General features: G+C 62.1%; 18 protein-coding genes. 15 read left to right on the top strand and 3 right to left on the bottom strand.

What is annotated here, in order from left to right; translation table 11 throughout:
• The first annotated feature begins 577 nt into the window (after positions 1–577).
• From cas4 to cas2, 3 genes are read left to right on the top strand one after another with little or no spacing between them, the layout of a single operon-like run.
• Positions 578–1,213: a CRISPR-associated protein Cas4 gene (gene cas4 / locus AMA01_RS01630; protein WP_067846327.1), complete on the top strand. Its 636-nt coding sequence runs from the start codon at positions 578–580 to the stop codon at positions 1,211–1,213.
• Positions 1,201–2,241 carry a type I-C CRISPR-associated endonuclease Cas1c gene (gene cas1c, locus AMA01_RS01625; protein ID WP_067846323.1) on the top strand — a complete coding sequence of 347 codons (1,041 nt, stop codon included), beginning with the start codon at positions 1,201–1,203 and terminating at the stop codon, positions 2,239–2,241. Before cas4 ends, cas1c begins: the two co-directional genes overlap by 13 nt.
• Positions 2,242–2,250: 9 nt before the next feature.
• On the top strand, positions 2,251–2,541 hold the full coding sequence (cas2, locus tag AMA01_RS01620; RefSeq protein ID WP_067846870.1) for a CRISPR-associated endonuclease Cas2: 291 nt from the start codon (positions 2,251–2,253) through the stop codon (positions 2,539–2,541).
• Positions 2,542–2,634: 93 nt separating this feature from the next.
• Here cas2 and AMA01_RS01615 read toward each other — a convergent pair whose 3' ends face one another.
• Positions 2,635–3,420: a sulfite exporter TauE/SafE family protein gene (locus AMA01_RS01615; protein ID WP_082743860.1), complete on the bottom strand. Its 786-nt coding sequence runs from the start codon at positions 3,418–3,420 to the stop codon at positions 2,635–2,637.
• Between the two features lie 184 nt (positions 3,421–3,604).
• On the opposite strand from AMA01_RS01615, the gene AMA01_RS01610 reads away from it, so the two are divergent.
• The 6 genes from AMA01_RS01610 (at position 3,605) to AMA01_RS01585 (ending at position 7,514) form a co-directional block, all read left to right on the top strand.
• Entirely contained in the window at positions 3,605–3,913 is a 309-nt protein-coding gene (locus AMA01_RS01610; RefSeq protein ID WP_067846320.1) for a rhodanese-like domain-containing protein, read from the top strand.
• Between the two features lie 78 nt (positions 3,914–3,991).
• Positions 3,992–4,387 carry a DsrE/DsrF/DrsH-like family protein gene (locus tag AMA01_RS01605; RefSeq protein WP_067846318.1) on the top strand — a complete coding sequence of 132 codons (396 nt, stop codon included), beginning with the start codon at positions 3,992–3,994 and terminating at the stop codon, positions 4,385–4,387.
• Positions 4,388–4,554: 167 nt separating this feature from the next.
• Complete coding sequence (locus AMA01_RS01600) at positions 4,555–5,160, top strand: sulfurtransferase TusA family protein (protein WP_067846315.1); 606 nt, start codon at positions 4,555–4,557, stop codon at positions 5,158–5,160.
• A 5-nt stretch (positions 5,161–5,165) separates the two neighbouring features.
• Positions 5,166–6,296 (top strand): MBL fold metallo-hydrolase, encoded by a 1,131-nt coding sequence (locus AMA01_RS01595; protein ID WP_376738328.1) that lies wholly within the window; start codon positions 5,166–5,168, stop codon positions 6,294–6,296.
• Positions 6,297–6,396: 100 nt separating this feature from the next.
• A complete protein-coding gene (locus AMA01_RS01590) occupies positions 6,397–7,197 on the top strand; it encodes a sulfite exporter TauE/SafE family protein (RefSeq protein ID WP_067846312.1) in 801 nt (266 codons plus the stop codon).
• 56 nt (positions 7,198–7,253) lie between these two features.
• Complete coding sequence (locus tag AMA01_RS01585) at positions 7,254–7,514, top strand: metal-sensitive transcriptional regulator (protein ID WP_008339346.1); 261 nt, start codon at positions 7,254–7,256, stop codon at positions 7,512–7,514.
• On the opposite strand, the gene AMA01_RS01580 is transcribed toward AMA01_RS01585, so the two are convergent.
• A complete protein-coding gene (locus AMA01_RS01580) occupies positions 7,498–8,316 on the bottom strand; it encodes an acyl-CoA thioesterase (RefSeq protein WP_067846309.1) in 819 nt (272 codons plus the stop codon). The genes AMA01_RS01585 and AMA01_RS01580 overlap by 17 nt on opposite strands.
• A 393-nt stretch (positions 8,317–8,709) precedes the next feature.
• On the opposite strand from AMA01_RS01580, the gene csb2 reads away from it, so the two are divergent.
• The 6 genes from csb2 (at position 8,710) to AMA01_RS01550 (ending at position 14,237) form a co-directional block, all read left to right on the top strand.
• Positions 8,710–10,239, top strand: coding sequence for a type I-G CRISPR-associated protein Csb2 (gene csb2 / locus AMA01_RS01575; protein ID WP_067846306.1), 1,530 nt, complete (start codon positions 8,710–8,712; stop codon positions 10,237–10,239).
• A gap of 110 nt (positions 10,240–10,349) precedes the next feature.
• Positions 10,350–11,741, top strand: coding sequence for a hypothetical protein (locus AMA01_RS01570; protein WP_067846304.1), 1,392 nt, complete (start codon positions 10,350–10,352; stop codon positions 11,739–11,741).
• A 126-nt stretch (positions 11,742–11,867) separates the two neighbouring features.
• On the top strand, positions 11,868–12,065 hold the full coding sequence (locus AMA01_RS01565) for a hypothetical protein (RefSeq protein ID WP_008339338.1): 198 nt from the start codon (positions 11,868–11,870) through the stop codon (positions 12,063–12,065).
• Positions 12,066–12,343: 278 nt separating this feature from the next.
• Positions 12,344–12,877 carry an RNA polymerase sigma factor gene (locus AMA01_RS01560; RefSeq protein WP_067846301.1) on the top strand — a complete coding sequence of 178 codons (534 nt, stop codon included), beginning with the start codon at positions 12,344–12,346 and terminating at the stop codon, positions 12,875–12,877.
• Positions 12,877–13,386, top strand: a complete 510-nt coding sequence (locus tag AMA01_RS01555) for an anti-sigma factor family protein (RefSeq protein ID WP_067846297.1) — start codon at positions 12,877–12,879, stop codon at positions 13,384–13,386. Before AMA01_RS01560 ends, AMA01_RS01555 begins: the two co-directional genes overlap by 1 nt.
• Entirely contained in the window at positions 13,383–14,237 is an 855-nt protein-coding gene (locus AMA01_RS01550; protein ID WP_067846294.1) for a hypothetical protein, read from the top strand. The genes AMA01_RS01555 and AMA01_RS01550 overlap by 4 nt, the downstream gene beginning before the upstream one ends.
• 110 nt (positions 14,238–14,347) lie before the next feature.
• On the opposite strand, the gene AMA01_RS01545 is transcribed toward AMA01_RS01550, so the two are convergent.
• On the bottom strand, positions 14,348–14,992 hold the full coding sequence (locus AMA01_RS01545; RefSeq protein ID WP_067846291.1) for a phosphatase PAP2 family protein: 645 nt from the start codon (positions 14,990–14,992) through the stop codon (positions 14,348–14,350).
• Positions 14,993–15,235: the final 243 nt, after the last annotated feature.

Below are 15,235 nucleotides of genomic sequence, written 5' to 3'. Positions count from 1 at the left end.
GAGGTCGCCCTTGAACCACAATCCTGTGCACCTATCATACCTCCTCACATCGAAAAAGTCCAGATTTGGCGCGCTTTTCGAGTAAAACGCGAAACCCCGGGCTTTTTGCCACCGATTCAGGTTCGCGAATTTGCTCCGTGAAGATAGGCTGCCCGCGTTCTCTGTGCAGCATGCGGCGACGCGAGACGACGGGTGGTTCTACTAGATGGGGCAGGATTCGCACCCTGCTCCCCGATGCCATATGGCGAGCCATATAGCATCTGCTTAAGTCGCGTGACGCTTACCAGTCAGTCCATCGCGACAGTTCTCAGTTCTCAGCCTTCACGACATTCTGGGTAACAGCCGAGGAATGCGCGCTAGGTTGATGCTGCCGACACGAACGCATTCCACCTGGCTTACCATGAGCGAGTTGGTCAATGGATGTAGTTACCAACATGAGCCTTCGGCCATCCGACCGTGTCCGATCCCGCTTGCCCCCGTATAGACCTTCTCTTCTCGGTCCATTCTGAAACTATCATTTCCACCCGTAACGCAGGAAGCTATCACGTCATCCCCGGCGCCAAAGGAGGTATGCGACATGGACGGCGAGTGGCTCATTCCTATCTCTTCTATTGAGCACTACGCTTACTGTCCGAGGCAGTGCGCGCTCATTTACGTTGAGCAGACTTTTTTGCACAACGACCTGACCGTCAATGGCCGTTTGCTCCACCAGCGCGTCGATGAGGATCATGTATTCTCCGCTCGCGGTCGTAAGGTCATCACGGGTATGCGTGTATGGTCGGAGCACTTGGGGCTCGTGGGCCGCTGTGATGCCGTGGAGTTCGATGGCGAAATCCCGCGGCCCATTGAGTTCAAGCGCGGCAAGACGCGGCGAAGCCGCGCCCATGAAATTCAGCTTTGTGCACAAGCCCTATGCCTCGAGGAGATGTTCGAAGTCCGCATTGAAGAAGCTTCCATCTTCCACATTCACAGCCACCGGCGATCGCGCGTAATCCTCGATGACGCGCTTCGAAGCACCACATTGGACGTGATCGCGCGGATTCGCGAGATGGTCGACAGTCATGAACTCCCACCTCCCGTCGCGGATCGCCGCTGTGAGCGCTGTTCACTTGAACCGGCCTGTCTACCACGTTGGTCGATGCGGCGCTCCGATCGGTCGTTCTGGAAAATGATTGATCAAGATCTCGGGGGTGAGGCATCATGCCGCCTGTGATGCTGAAGACACTCTTCGTGCAACGAGACGGGGCTGTGGTGCGCATTCAACAGGATACGGTGCTCGTGACGGTTGAGGGCGAGAAGGTGTTGCGTGTTCCCTTTCACATGATTGAGTCGATTGTCGGGATTGGCCGCGTGTCGTTCACAAGTCCGCTGCTCGAGCGCTGCGCCGCCGAGGGTCGATCCGTCGTCCGCATGACACGCGGCGGACGTTTCCTGTATCGCATCGAAGGCCGTCTTTCCGGCAACGTCCTTCTTCGCGCCGCCCAGCACGAGGCCAGTCGATCGCCGGACAAATCGCTGGCCATCATGCGCGCCATCGTCGCGGCCAAGGTTCACAATCAGCGCCAACTTCTCCTCAAAGCGTCGCGCGATGTCGCGGAACCGGCGGATCGCGACGCCGTCCGTTCCGCCGTCGACGATCTCGCCCGTGAACTGCGGAAGCTTCGATCGGCAACAGATCCGGACGAGGTGCGCGGGATTGAGGGAGTCAGCGCACGTCGTTATTTCGCCGCACTTCGCCATCTGCTCGCGCCCAGTGTGCGCCAGGATCTCGCGTTCGATGGACGCAATCGCCGTCCTCCGCGCGATCCGGTCAACGCCGTCCTCTCCTTCCTCTACGCCATGTTGATGCGCGACGCGGAGAGCGCCCTGCTCGGCGTGGGACTCGATCCGCAGGTCGGGTTCCTTCACACTCTCCGGCCGGGCCGTCCCTCGCTAGCGCTCGACCTCATGGAGGAAATGCGCCCGGTACTCGCCGATCGCGTCATGCTTTCAATGTTCAACCGCCGACAGCTTCAGCAGGCGGACTTCGAGACGCTGCCTGGGGGAGCTATCGAGCTTGGCGAAGCGGGGCGAAAGACCGTATTCGCGGAGTGGGATCGAAGAAGAGAGAGGGAAATCGAGCACCCTCTGTTGCGCCAACCCGTCCCGTACGGTCGCCTCTTGGACATCCAGGCCAGGATGCTCGCGCGGGCCATCCGCTCCCAGGATCTTGGCTATACACCCTTTCTCTACAGAGGGTAGGTGATCGCCTTGTATTACGTCGTGACGTACGATGTCGCCACCGATACCCGCGAAGGACAAAGGCGTCTCCGCCGTGTGGCCCAAGCGTGCGAAGGCTATGGCCAGCGCGTGCAGAAGTCCGTCTTTGAATGCGTGTTGGACGAGGTGCGATACGTGGAACTCGTGCATCGGCTGGGCGATCTCATCCGTCGTGACGAGGACAGCGTGCGCATCTACCGGACGCAGGACTTTACGAAAAACAGTCTGATTGTGCTGGGAAAGAACCTTGGTCTGGAGCTCGGCGGCACGTGGGTGGTGTGAGATAATCGTCGGGGTGCGAGAAGGGGCGCATGCGCGGTCCACGCATGGCCATATTGATTTGACCGGCTCTATCACCCACCTGCGCGTGCTCCTTCACCACCCTAACACCGTCATCCAAATTCGCACACACGTCGCCGCGATGAGCGCTGCAAGCAGCCAGCGCAACCAGCGCGCGTCCATGTGCCTGCTCAACTTTGCCCCGAGTGGCGCCCCCACGGCGCTCGCCCAAGCCAGCACGAGTGCCGGCCCCCACATCACCTCGTGCGCCGCCCACTTGCCCACAAACCCACCGAGCGATGCGACAAACGTGATGGCAATGGACGACGCAATGGCCACGCGCGTCGGGATTCGCAGGATGCCGAGCAGGATGGGCATCAGCAGAAAGGCGCCCGCGGAGCCCACCACGCCGGAGAACAGGCCCACCAGTGCTCCGAGCCCCACCGCCAGTGGCCGAGGATATGCGATCTCGTCGACCTCGCCGCGCAGTTCGTCGGAGGCGGACGGGCGCAGCATGATGAGCGTCGCCGCGGTGGCGAGCAGGGCGTAGACAAGATTCACGACGCTCTCCGAATAAAAGTGCGCCATGTAAGCCCCCACGAAACTTCCGGCGAGCATGGCGAGTCCCATGTCGCCAATCAGGCGGCGGTGCAGATAGCCCGACTTCCGGTACGCCCAAGCTGCGGCGAGCGATGCGCACATCACCTGGACCGAGCTGATCCCGGCCACCTGATGTGCGCTGAATGCGCCCACGCCGAGCAGCGGGGGCAGATACAAAAGCAGCGGATACTTGACGATGGCGCCTCCGACGCCCACCATCCCGGCCAACACCGAACCCGCGAAGCCAATCGCGAGAAGCGTGGCGAACATCTCCCAACTCACGCGCGTCACCTCATCTCGTCCGTCGGATGATACAAGCTATGCGCGCGATCGTTGAAATATACCTAACGGGGTATGTTGACGCGAGCGTCGGCGTCGTATATACTATACCCCGTACCGTACATTTGGAGACGCCGCTGGATGCGGCGGTAAAGGAAGCGTACGATAGGACAAGGGGGTGATGAGCATGAGCCAAGTGCGCGGCATGCTTTCTCAAGATCTGGAGGAGCGATTGAAGCGCGGAGAAAAGCTGCAGATTATCGATGTGCGCGAGCCCGCCGAAGTGGCTTCGGGGATGATCCCGGGCGCGAAGAACATCCCGCTCAGCCAGCTCCAGGAGCGGTTTCGGGAAATCGACCCACACCAAGAGACCGTCATGGTCTGTCGGAGTGGGGCGCGCAGCGAACGCGCATGCCAGTTTTTGATGGCCCAAGGTTACTCGAATCTCTGGAACCTGATGGGCGGTATGCTCGGCTGGCATGGATCGGTGCAATGAGGACCATCCCGCACCTGCCATGAGCTGGGTGCGTGACTCGGATAAGTGAAGCTCAGAGACACTGTGGGGAGGAACATCATGTCCAAGAAAGTCGCCATCATCGCCTCAAACGGGGGACTCGAAACGGCCTACAAAGTGCTGAACATCGCCATGGCGGGTGTCGCCACGGACGCCGAGGTCTCCATCTTCTTCACCTTCGAAGGTCTGAACATTATCCACAAACATTCGGCGCAAATACTGAAATTCAAGCCGGAAAACGAGCCGTTTGCGGAGAACTTCAAGAAGCACAACGTGCCGTCCATCCAGGAGATGCTTCAGATGGCGAAAGAGAGCGGCGTCCGGCTCATCGCTTGCCAGATGACCGTCGACGTGATGGAACTCAAGCCCGAGGATTTCATCGACGGCGTCGAATTTGCAGGAGCCGTGAACTTCCTTGATTTCGCGTACGACGCAGACGTGACCGTCACCTTTTAATACGTGTCTTGGAGCAGTGCACCGCCGCAGCCCGCGCCGTGTGCGCGGGCGGTCGCGCGGCTTTCGACTCACCGCTCCCTCTCGAGGTCCGCACACGACGCCGCGCCACCTCAGGCGGCGATGTCATAGAGACTCTACACAAACACTGCTAGGAGGATGAACAACGCATGAGTTCTACAGGGCAGACGCAGGCATATACCGTCGACAAGCTCATCGATTGCAAAGGTCTCTCGTGCCCCATGCCGATGGTGCGCACCAAGAAGGCCATCGACGAGATGGAGGCCGGTCAGGTGCTTGAGGTGCTGGCCACCGATCCCGGCTCGGTCGCGGACATCCGCAGCTGGGCGACACGAACGGGCCACCAGTACCTCGGCACGGTGGAGAAGGATGGCGTGTATCGCCACTACATCCGCAAGGCCGCGCCGGAAGAGGCGAAACCGGAGAAGAAATATCCGCACGTGGCGTCCAATGAGGAACTCGCCGAGCGCGTGTCGAAGGGGGACGCCGTCGTGATCGACGTGCGCGAGCCGATGGAGTATGCCTTCGGACACATCCCCGGGGCTGTGCTTGCGCCACTCGGATCGCTCGAAGCCCGAATCGACGAACTGAAGGCGCACGAGGGCAAGGACATCTACGTGGTGTGCCGCACAGGCAATCGCAGCGACCTGGCCTGCCAGATTCTCGCCGATCACGGCTTCACACGCGTAAAAAACGTCGTGCCTGGCATGTCGGCGTGGAACGGGCCTGTGGAGCAGTCGGAGGTGGAAGAATAATGGAACTGACGTTGACGGCCTGGACGCCGTCCGAGGTTTATCAGCGCATCCTTCGCCGCGAGCCGTTCTTCTTGCTCGATGTGCGGAACGAGGATGCATTTGCGGACTGGCGCATCGAAGGGGAAGTCATTGAATCGCTGAACGTGCCATACTTCGATCTGTTGGATGGCGTCGATGCGCTGTTGCCCAAACTTCCGCGAGACAAGGACATCCTCGTCGTGTGCGCGAAGGAGGGATCGTCCAAGTTTGTCGCGGAGGAGCTCGTGAAGGCGGGGCTTCAGCGCGTCGCCTATCTCCAGGGCGGTATGCGGGCCTGGAGCGAGTACCTGCATCCGGTAAAGGTGGGGGACGTGGCAGGAGGCGCGCTGTATCAGTTCCTGCGCGTCGGCAAGGGGTGTTTGTCGTACGCCGTCGTTTCAAACGGCGAGATGGCCGTGGTCGATCCGGCGCGGTTCGTCGACGTATACCTGCAGTTTGCGAAGGAGCAGGGCGCGAAACTTGTCGCCGCGATCGACACGCATTTGCACGCGGACCACATCTCGGGTGGGCGCGCGCTGGCGGAGGCAGCTTCGGCCGCGTATTATCTGCCGCCGGGCGATGCCAGCGAGGTGACGTACGCGTACCGACCGCTGAACGACGGCGATGAAATTCGCATTGGCGACAGCCGCATCGCCATCCGGGCACTTCACTCGCCGGGTCACACGCCGGGCAGCACGTCGCTTGTGGTGGATGGCCAGTACCTGCTCTCCGGCGACATCCTGTTTGTGGGCTCCATCGGTCGGCCGGATCTCGCAGGGCGCGCGAAGGAGTTCGCGCCGGATTTGCGGCGGACGCTGTACGAGACCTATCGCGAGCTTCCGGGCCATCTCGTGGTGCTCCCGGCGCACTACGCGTGGGCGTCCGAGGTGAACGATCACGGCTGCGTGTGCGCCACTCTGTCGGAGCTCTACGAGAAGAATCCGGGTCTTCAGATTCAGGACGAAGGTAAATTCGTCTCGACCGTGACAGAGAACCTGCCGCCGCAACCGAACGCCTATCAGCAGATTCGGATGACGAATATGGGCAAGCTGACGCCGAACACAGACGAGGCGAGCGAGATGGAGATTGGCCCGAATCGGTGCGCGGTGCACGGCTGAAGATGGCGTTCGATTTGCGGATTTTTCGCGCCCGGATCGATACCTGAACATGTACAGGTATTGATCCGGGTGGAGAACTTTGATTTGAGGGGGAAGCTCGATGGTCGCGCTGAGTGGCCTACAGATTGTGCTTGCCATCGCATGTGGCGGGGTCGTCGGGTTTACGCTGGGCCTCATCGGCGGCGGCGGTTCCATTCTCGCAGTGCCTTTGCTCCTGTACGTGGTGGGGATACACAACGCCCACATCGTCATCGGGACGACCGCGCTCGCGGTGGCGGTCAACGCGTGGATCAACCTGATTCCGCACTGGCGGCACGGCCATGTGCGATGGAAGCCCGCCATTCTCTTTGCCATCCCAGGCGCCATCGGGGCGGTGGTGGGTTCCATCTTCGGCAAGATGCTCGACGGGAAGGCGCTTCTCTTCTTGTTCGCGCTGCTCATTCTCGTCATCGCGGTTCGCACGCTGATTCAGGCGAGGCGCGGGAATGGGAAGCCTGCGGCATCGGATGCCGCGACAGCCTTCCGGTGGGGGAGAGTGCTCGCCACAGGCGGCGGTACAGGGCTCTTGTCCGGCTTCTTTGGCATCGGCGGCGGATTTTTGATTGTGCCAGGCCTCATGTTTGCCGCCGGGATGGAGATGATCGACGCCATCGGGAGTTCCCTTGTGTCGGTGGGGCTTTTCGGCGTCACCACCGCCGCATCGTACGCGGCGTCGGGACTCGTGGCGTGGAACGTGTTCCTGCTGTACGTGCTCGGCGGGATCGCCGGCGGGTTTTTTGGCACTTTGGTTTCGTCGAAGTTGGGCGGCCGCAAATCGCTGCTGCAGACTATCTTCGGCTCAATCCTTGTGCTTGTTGCACTTTACATGTTGTACGATAACATCAGTATCTTGATCCACTGAGGGCGGCTTACGCGAGGCCGCCCATCCGACATTCCGGCGACAAAGGTGGGATTCCTGTGGAATACAACGATCAGATGAAAAATCGCCTGAAGCGCATCGAAGGCCAGGTGCGCGGCGTCATCGGCATGATGGAACAGGGCAAGAGTTGCAAAGAGGTTGTCAATCAGCTCACGGCCATCCGCACGGCGGTCGATCGCGTCATCATGTACGTCGTTGGCGAAAACATGGAACAGTGCATCCGCGAAGAGCTGGCTGGCAAAGGCTCCGCGGAGCACGTCATTCAGGAGGCCATCGAGCTGCTCATGAAGAGCCGCTGACGGGTGCCTTCATGTACACGAGCTGCGTGGTGGTCGCCAGGAGATGACCGTCCTGCGACCACACTTCGCCGATTTGGTCGAAGTAGCCGTGGGAAAAGCTGGTGGCGCGGGCGACGCCGAGCAGCTCGTTGGTGCCTTGGCGGGAAATGGTCTCCGGATCGGCGAGAAAGTACACGGTGAATGTCACGGTGCCGATGGGGACAGGCCGCTTCAGCTTCACGTACACACGCGGCACGAACGTGTCGCATAGCGCGGCGAGCGCGGCGTGATCGAGCGGGCGCGGCGGATCGTCGCGCATCCACTGGTAGGTGGTGGCTTCCTGAACGTCGTCGAACGCGGAGCCTCGGATGAGGCGAACGTGGTACCACTGCATCCACGGGAGTGGCGCGGGCGCGACGAATCTCGGCACCTCCCGAGGCGGGAGTACGTCGGGCATCATTGCTTCGGTATGGAAGAAGGATTCGCGTCGAATACCGAACACGGCCGTTGCGGTGGTGACCACTTCTCCTTCCTGCACCATGGTCAGCGAGAAGTGCTGCGTCGATCGGTTTGTGCGGACAGGCACCGCTTCGATGACAAACGGCGCCACCTTGGCGGGCGCGGTAAAATTCACGGTCAGTGCGAGCGGATGCCCGAGGCGCTCGGGATGGGACATGGCGGCTTTGAGCATGGTGGCCGCGGTGACGCCGCCGAACGGCCCCACCATGTTGTAATATTCGGCTCTGACGTCTCCGTGAAACCGTTGGCCGTCATAGCAAAGCTCGGTGGCTTTATCGAATGGATGTGTCACAGGTTGCGACATGAGGGCCTCCCAGACGCTGGCGGATAGTCGATTCGCAGATTCGCATATGAAATAGAATAACAAATGAAAAACGAACAGGAAAGCGCAACCGCCGCAGGTGCTGGGATACGAATGCGACAAGATTGAACCAGGCATATCCGATCAAGACCTTGACGCCCAATCCCAGGAAGACTACGATGGGTGCGTCAGCGTGTCCATTTGGAGCGTCGAGCGAAGGCCCCTTGTCTCCCATCCAAGCGATGGTGCCCCACTGATGGCCGTCCGCGTGCTCGTGCACGGGCCAATCAAGGTTTCTGAGAATTGGGAAAGGGATGGAAGTCCTCTGCCTTATGCGCTCGATGTCTCCTCGCGCCATCCCCATGCGCGAATCTATGCAGAGAGGGAAGTGGCACCGTGATCGGCATTGCGTTCCGTCTTGCCGCAGGCGCGCACCCCGTGCCTCTCGAGAAGCGGTGTGGATCCCAGATGGAATGGCCTCCTTCGCCGTGGATAATCATGCGCGCCCTCGTCGTCGCCGCCACCCGCATGCGGTTCCATCCGTCATCTCAGCCACCTGCGCTTGGCTCCCTCGTGGAAGCGCTCTCGCTTGAGCCGCCCTTGTACACCCTTCCTTCCGGTATCGAGCTGTTGCACCGAGAGGCGAGGGATCACGCGGCGCGCGCCGTCCTGCGGGTCGCTCGTCCCGCCATCTTCTGCGTGTCCTGGCCTCATATATCCCTTGGGTCGGACGAACTCGAGTTGTTTGAGCAGATCCTGGCAGAACTGCCGGGTGTTTGCTCAGCGGAGGATTGGCTTCGTTGCGAAGTGTTGCGAGAGTTGCCGCATCGGGTGGATGCACGCCCAGTTCTTGCGTCCAGAGCAGGCGAGAGTCTCGATAGACATGGGATGCGCGTGGAATGGCTTTGTCCGCTGCCGTCCCACGTGTGGTCCCAGGCTTCGGCGCACCGCTCCTCCGTGCCGGAACCGTTCAACCTGCTCGAAGCCTTGGCCCGCGGTGACGGCATCGTGGCGTCGTTCGCCGCTCACCGCGTGACGTATGCAATCGAAGGTCGCTCGGCGCACGTCTCCAGGAGGCCAAGGCGCTCGTATCGTCTCTTGGCGGATCGGGCAACTGTCAATGCCGCCCGGTATGCAATCGCTGATGGGGCCCGTCCTCGAATCACCGATGCATTGGACATCTCGGAGGTCTTTCATCAGTCCATCCTGAGCCGGTACGATGACCGAGAAGCTCCGGCCCCACTCATCATCACCGGGCATGAGCCGAATGAGCCGGGGGCCGTCAGCCGGCGGGGCCACCAGCACGTCTTTGTGCTGCCCGAGGACCTGGATGACGACGGATTCTTGGACCATGTGCTCATTTACGCGCAGGAGCCGTTTCCTGAAGGCGTCATTGCGGCGCTCGAGCGCATTCGCACCCTCGTCACGCCGGATTGGTGGCCGGGCCCGAAGCGCAGGTGGCGAGTCTCGCTGGAAGAGCTGTGGCGCGTCCCGGGAGCCGGGGAGGGGGCGACGCTTTTGCCCGAGGATCATCTGGTGGGACCTGCGCGCATCTTCGTTTCCATCACGCCGTATCTTCATCCATGGCACGCAAAGCATGGTGGAGCCAAGTTCGGCCCCGTCGAGCAGATCCGCAAGGAGTTGAAACTGCGCGGGCTGCCGGAACCTGTGGCCATCACGCCTCGTGCGGCGGCGCATGTCGCGGGACAGATGGTACCTGCGCACAAGTTCCGCAGGCTGCGCTACGGCAAGCGACAGAATATCCCCGGGCGGTGGGGTTCGTTTTGGCGGCTGGAGTTCGCCGAACCTGTGTACGGCCCTATCGCGCTCGGCGCCAACTGCCATTTCGGCATGGGACTGTTCGCGGCCGATGCGGACGAGGTGAGCGGCGCCTGCAGTTCGACCGAGGACGCGGAGATGACGTAACAAGACGAGCGGGGTACTGGGTTGTATTTCCTATTTCTCCTGCAACCTGCGTCTGCCGTGTCACATAGCCGCCTCTTTCCCCGGGAACACGAGGGAGAGGAGGTGGTTGCATGCTCAACAGGTGGGTTCGCCTGCTTGCAATCACGGGCATGGCCGTCGGCGCGGCGGCCGCGGCGCTGCCTGGCGCGATCTTCGCGGGCGAGGCTCCGCGCGCAGTTCCAGGCGCGCATCCGGCCGCGGCCGAGTGGCAGGCTGCGTCCGCTTCGCCCACGGTCTATGGCGTGCGCCGGTTTCCGTATCCGTATCGTGCCATGTTGGCCATCTCGTCGGACGCGGACAGTCAGACGTTGCGCAAGTTCAACCTGGTGCATCGTTTTATCAATACGACGCAAATCACGCCACTTGGCCGGGGACTCGGACTCGACTACGCCGACTCGTTTTTTGTGTATACCGCGAACGATCAGCCTCATATCGTGGACGAAATTGGGCGCGTGCCGCTCCAGCGGGAGCTCTCCTACTTCCGCGGCACGGGCCGGGTTCCCTACGGCGCCAAGGCCATCCACGCGTATATCCGCGACGGCTGGATCGACACCATGCACACCTACGGCGACTTCAGCCAGGTCAACCAACAGACGACGCGTTTCCGGCGCCATCTCGCCGCGCAAGCTGTCACCGCGCTGAAAGCAAATCGCGACTTTGTCGATGTGTGGACGGATCACGGCAATCGGTCGAACGTCGACAACTTCGGGGCGCGCGGCCGCGGGCGGTTCTATGCGTACCAACAGGGCGATCTGCCGGGATCGCCGTATTACCACACGGATCTGACCATTCCCTATGGCATCCGGTTTGTGTGGCCGGACATCTCGAGCAACGCGTTCTCGCGCCCGTCGGTGGTCTTTCCGCTGCGCCTCACGGATGGGCGGCGCGTGTGGGGATTTTGGCGCTACACGAACGAGCGCTACACGCCCCAGGGCGCGGTCGTATGGAACTGGACCCCGTACGGGCTCGATGAGCAGCTCTCCGAGGCGCACCTCGCACGTCTTGAAGCGGACGGAGGACTTGCGGTGGTGGCGCAGCACCTTTGTGGCACGCCGTACCCAGGCGTCCTGCCCAAGGACGCCGTGGCGGCGCTCGAGCGCCTCGCCCAGCACGAGCGAAGTGGCAGACTGCTCGTGACGCGCACCAGCCGCCTGCTCCACTACAACGTCACTCGGGATCACCTGCGCTACGACGTGACCCACGCCTTTGGCCGCACGTATATCCACATCCGCGCCGTGGACGATCCCGTCTTGGGCAGCCACGCTCCCACGCTCGACGAGGTGCGGGGGGTCACGTTTTATACACAGAACCCGCGCCGCACCGTGCTGGAACTCGGCGGCCGCCCCGTCGATCCCGCCATGGTCGTGCACAATCCCTCCGATGGGATCCACCCGTCCATCGGCATCCGTTGGTTTCCGAAGGACACGGCCGATCACGCCATCAACGTCGCAGGCGTGTCCTAGGCGATCGTCAGACGGAAGTTGTGGCTGGCAGGCTTCATCCGGGACACGCGCCGCGCCAGGAAGGTCGGCGGCCCAGTATCCTGTAGTATCCCGCGAATACTCAGGGTAAAAGGGAGGATGCAGGTCATGATGAAGCCGTGCCCGCCGATTGTATGCCCGCCGATTTACGAGTACAACGACTGCTACGTTTGCCGGGAGGTGCCCATTATCCAACCCGTGGTGCGGGTCAATCGCCAGTTCATCGTCAACGTCCCGCGCTATGTCATGCAGCCCGAGACGAAGAACGTGACGGTCGATCCCGGCTGCCCTGGGGGCAACTGCTGAGTTCCAAAACCGGTGCTCGCGCACAAGCTCAGTGAATCGGCTGTTCCGCCACGCGCGGACCGGCCGATTTTTGCTTTCCAGCTTCTTGTACGGATTGACTCCGGGTACAATGGAGGCAAGCAGGGGCGCCAGCGCGGCACATCTCCTGAAGCAAAACCCGTCTGTCGAATGAACCGCGGCGCGACGAGATACGTCTCTTGACAGGATCAATGCGGCCGCGCCGATGGTGCGTCCGGCTTGGGAGCGGACCGACGCTCGCCGATGGAGGTGATGCCCGTTTGGAACAAGCGGACCTCGAACTCATACGCCGAGCCCGGCACGGTGATCCGCAGGCCATCGAAACCATCGTGCGCAATTATCAGTCCTTTGTATATCGAACTGCCTACGGCATTCTGCAGAATGTCGCGGACGCCGAAGACGCAACGCAGGAGGCGTTCATCCGCGCGTTTCGCTCGCTCGGGCGGCTTCGCGAGGACCGCACGTTTCCGACGTGGCTCGCGCGCATCGCGGTCCGCATCTCGCTCGACATGGTGCAGGCTAAAGCGCGGCGTGCGCAGGATCCCACCGAGGAGATCCACGGTTCCGTCGACGGAGGTGAGGACGCCGCCTCGCTCCGGATTGACCTTGAGCGCGCACTGGCCAAGCTCAGTCCCGAGCACCGCACCGTGATTGTCCTGCGGGCGGTGCAAGGCCTTGAGTACGACGAGATCGCGCAGGTGCTCGATATTCCCATTGGCACGGTGCGATCCCGCCTACACCATGCGCGCATGCAGCTGCGCACGTATCTCAGCGGCGAGAGGGGTGATAGCTGATGCAATCGTGTGAGTTCATGGAGCCCATGTTGTCCGCGTACCTGGACGGCGAGCTCGCGAAAGACGACAAGGCTCGCGTGGAGGCGCACCTCGCGGCATGCGCGCATTGCCGAGAGCTTGTCGACGCCATGCAAAACGACGATCGCGCGCTCTTGTCGTGGGCGCGAACGCTCGCGGCGCCGGCCGACATGCCGATGCGCGTCCTGAACGCCCTCGGGCTGTCGCGCCAAGAGGTGCAGTCGCGCCGACTCGCCTACGTGTACTTCGCGAGCCTGGCGCTTGGGGTGGCGCTCGTCCTCGCCGCTGTCAGCCTGCCTGCCGCGTCTGCCGCGGCGATTCTGTTTCATTTTGCCCTGGCCGTGGTTCGCGCGCTGTTTGCGCTGCCCTGGTCCGTGCACGCGGAGTGGCTCGTGGTGCTGGGCGCCCTGAGCCTCATCATCCTCGTGCTCTCGCTTACCTGTCTGCGGCGGGCGCTCCATTGGACGAGAAGCGAGGTCGTCTGGCGATGAGGTGGGCGAAGCGAAGTCTGGCCGCGGCCATCGGCGGTCTCATGCTGTTCGCCACCGCGCCCGCCGTCGCGCAGGCGTCCGTCGTCTCGAATCAGGGGCTCATCCGAACGAGCGCGACCGACGTGTTGCCGGGTCAGTCGGTCGGGGACATCGTCGTCGTCGGCCACGACCTGACCATCGGCGGGACGGCCGATCACGTCCTGGTCGTGAATGGCAACGTGGATCTTCTCCCCACCGCCCGCGTGGACACCGTCATCGATCTCGGCGGTGAGGTCCGCACGTTGCCCGGTGCGACGGTGCACAAGCTGCTCCACGCGACGCTCGGAAACCCGTTCTGGAGCGGCGCCATTGTCGCGGGCCTCGGCGCGCTGGTGGCGTGGATGGGCCTCCTCGCGGTCGGGATCGTCCTTACCGCCCTGCTCACCGTCATCGCGGCAGCCTTGCGCGAGAGCATCGAGGTGCCTCTCGCCGAACTCGAGAAGTCCGCGCGCCGGGCTGGCCTGAGCGGCGTGTTTGTCACCCTGGCTGTGCTTGCGCTCGCGGGACTTCTCGCGGCGACACTCGTCGGCATTCCGGTGGCGGCGCTCTGCCTGGCGCTATACGCCATAGGCGCCGTCGTCGGCCTCGCCGTCGTATCGGTCTGGATTGGCCGGATGATTGTCGGGCGGGATCGCGCGCGAGAAGTGTGGAAGGCGGCGCTCGCCGGCGTGAGTTTCATCGTCGCGTTTTCGAGCATTCCCATCATTGGTCAGATTCTGTTTCTGGTCCTGTGGCTCGCTGGCGTCGGCGTGACCGCCGAGTGGCTGTGGCGTTGGCGCCATCGCCGCAGAGCCAATCGGGCCCCCACGTAAATCTCCACACGCGAAAGAGCCCTTCCGGCACAGTCCGGAAGGGCCTTTTAAGTCACTGTGTGAACGGGAGGGGGCCTTGAAGGTCTCGAATGGGCGGGGTGTTCTGTTTGTCAGCCTTTCAAGCGCGAGGTTCCTCCGGCGCGCTGTGCTTCTTTCGTAGCCTTTCCGTAGCCGAACGGCCTTGCCACGAGCCGCGTTAGGGGCATGATCCGCGATGCCAGCGGGCGCACCACCGCGCTCGCCACGAGGCCCACGGCCATTCCGCCCATTACGTCGGTCGGATAATGCACGCCCACGAACACCCGCGCGATCATCACCAGCACCGCGATGGCCGTGAAGGGCAGCCAAATCCACCTCGGGGTGCGTCCCCACGAGCCTCCAGCAAATCCCCACGATCCGGCACTGTGATCGCTCGGAAACGACGCGTCGGCGGGATGCGGGATGAGCTGGGTGTACGTGCCCTTCGGAAACACCACGAACGGGCGCGGCCGAAACCAGATAAAGTGCGAGATGACGACGTTCAACACGAGGGCGAGCACGCCGGAAAAACCCGCCACCGCGAGTTGGTTGCGGCTCCGGAGGTCGTCTTTCGGCAGGGCAAACCAATACGCGATGAACAGCGCCGCATACAGCTCGAGCGCGTCCTTCGCGAAGAAGATCATGACGTCGTCCAGTAGCTTGTTCTTGCCCGCCAGGCCATTGATGAGGTGGTACAGGTGTACGTCGAACGGGTTTAACAGCGCCGCGTGAATCACGCGATCACTCCTTTCCATCACCGTGGGCATGGACCGGTGAGAGGCGGGAAGAGTTCACGGGTGGGGGAGATGAGCCGAAAAATCCTCTTGCGGCATCTTGCGGTACCAAAATCGTTTTAGTAATTTGGTGATCAAAGTGTATGGCTTGAACGACGTACGAGGCTTCGACGAAGAGGGCAAATGTGGTGTTGGAATATAGTTTTATGCAAGTTGCATTTGTGTAGGGGCTTATTGAAACTGGGA

The organism is Alicyclobacillus mali NBRC 102425 (genome assembly GCF_001570745.1).
Lineage (GTDB): Bacteria > Bacillota > Bacilli > Alicyclobacillales > Alicyclobacillaceae > Alicyclobacillus > Alicyclobacillus mali.
The sequence above is the reverse complement of the archived record's forward strand: the minus strand, read 5'-3'. Positions and strand labels throughout refer to the sequence as shown.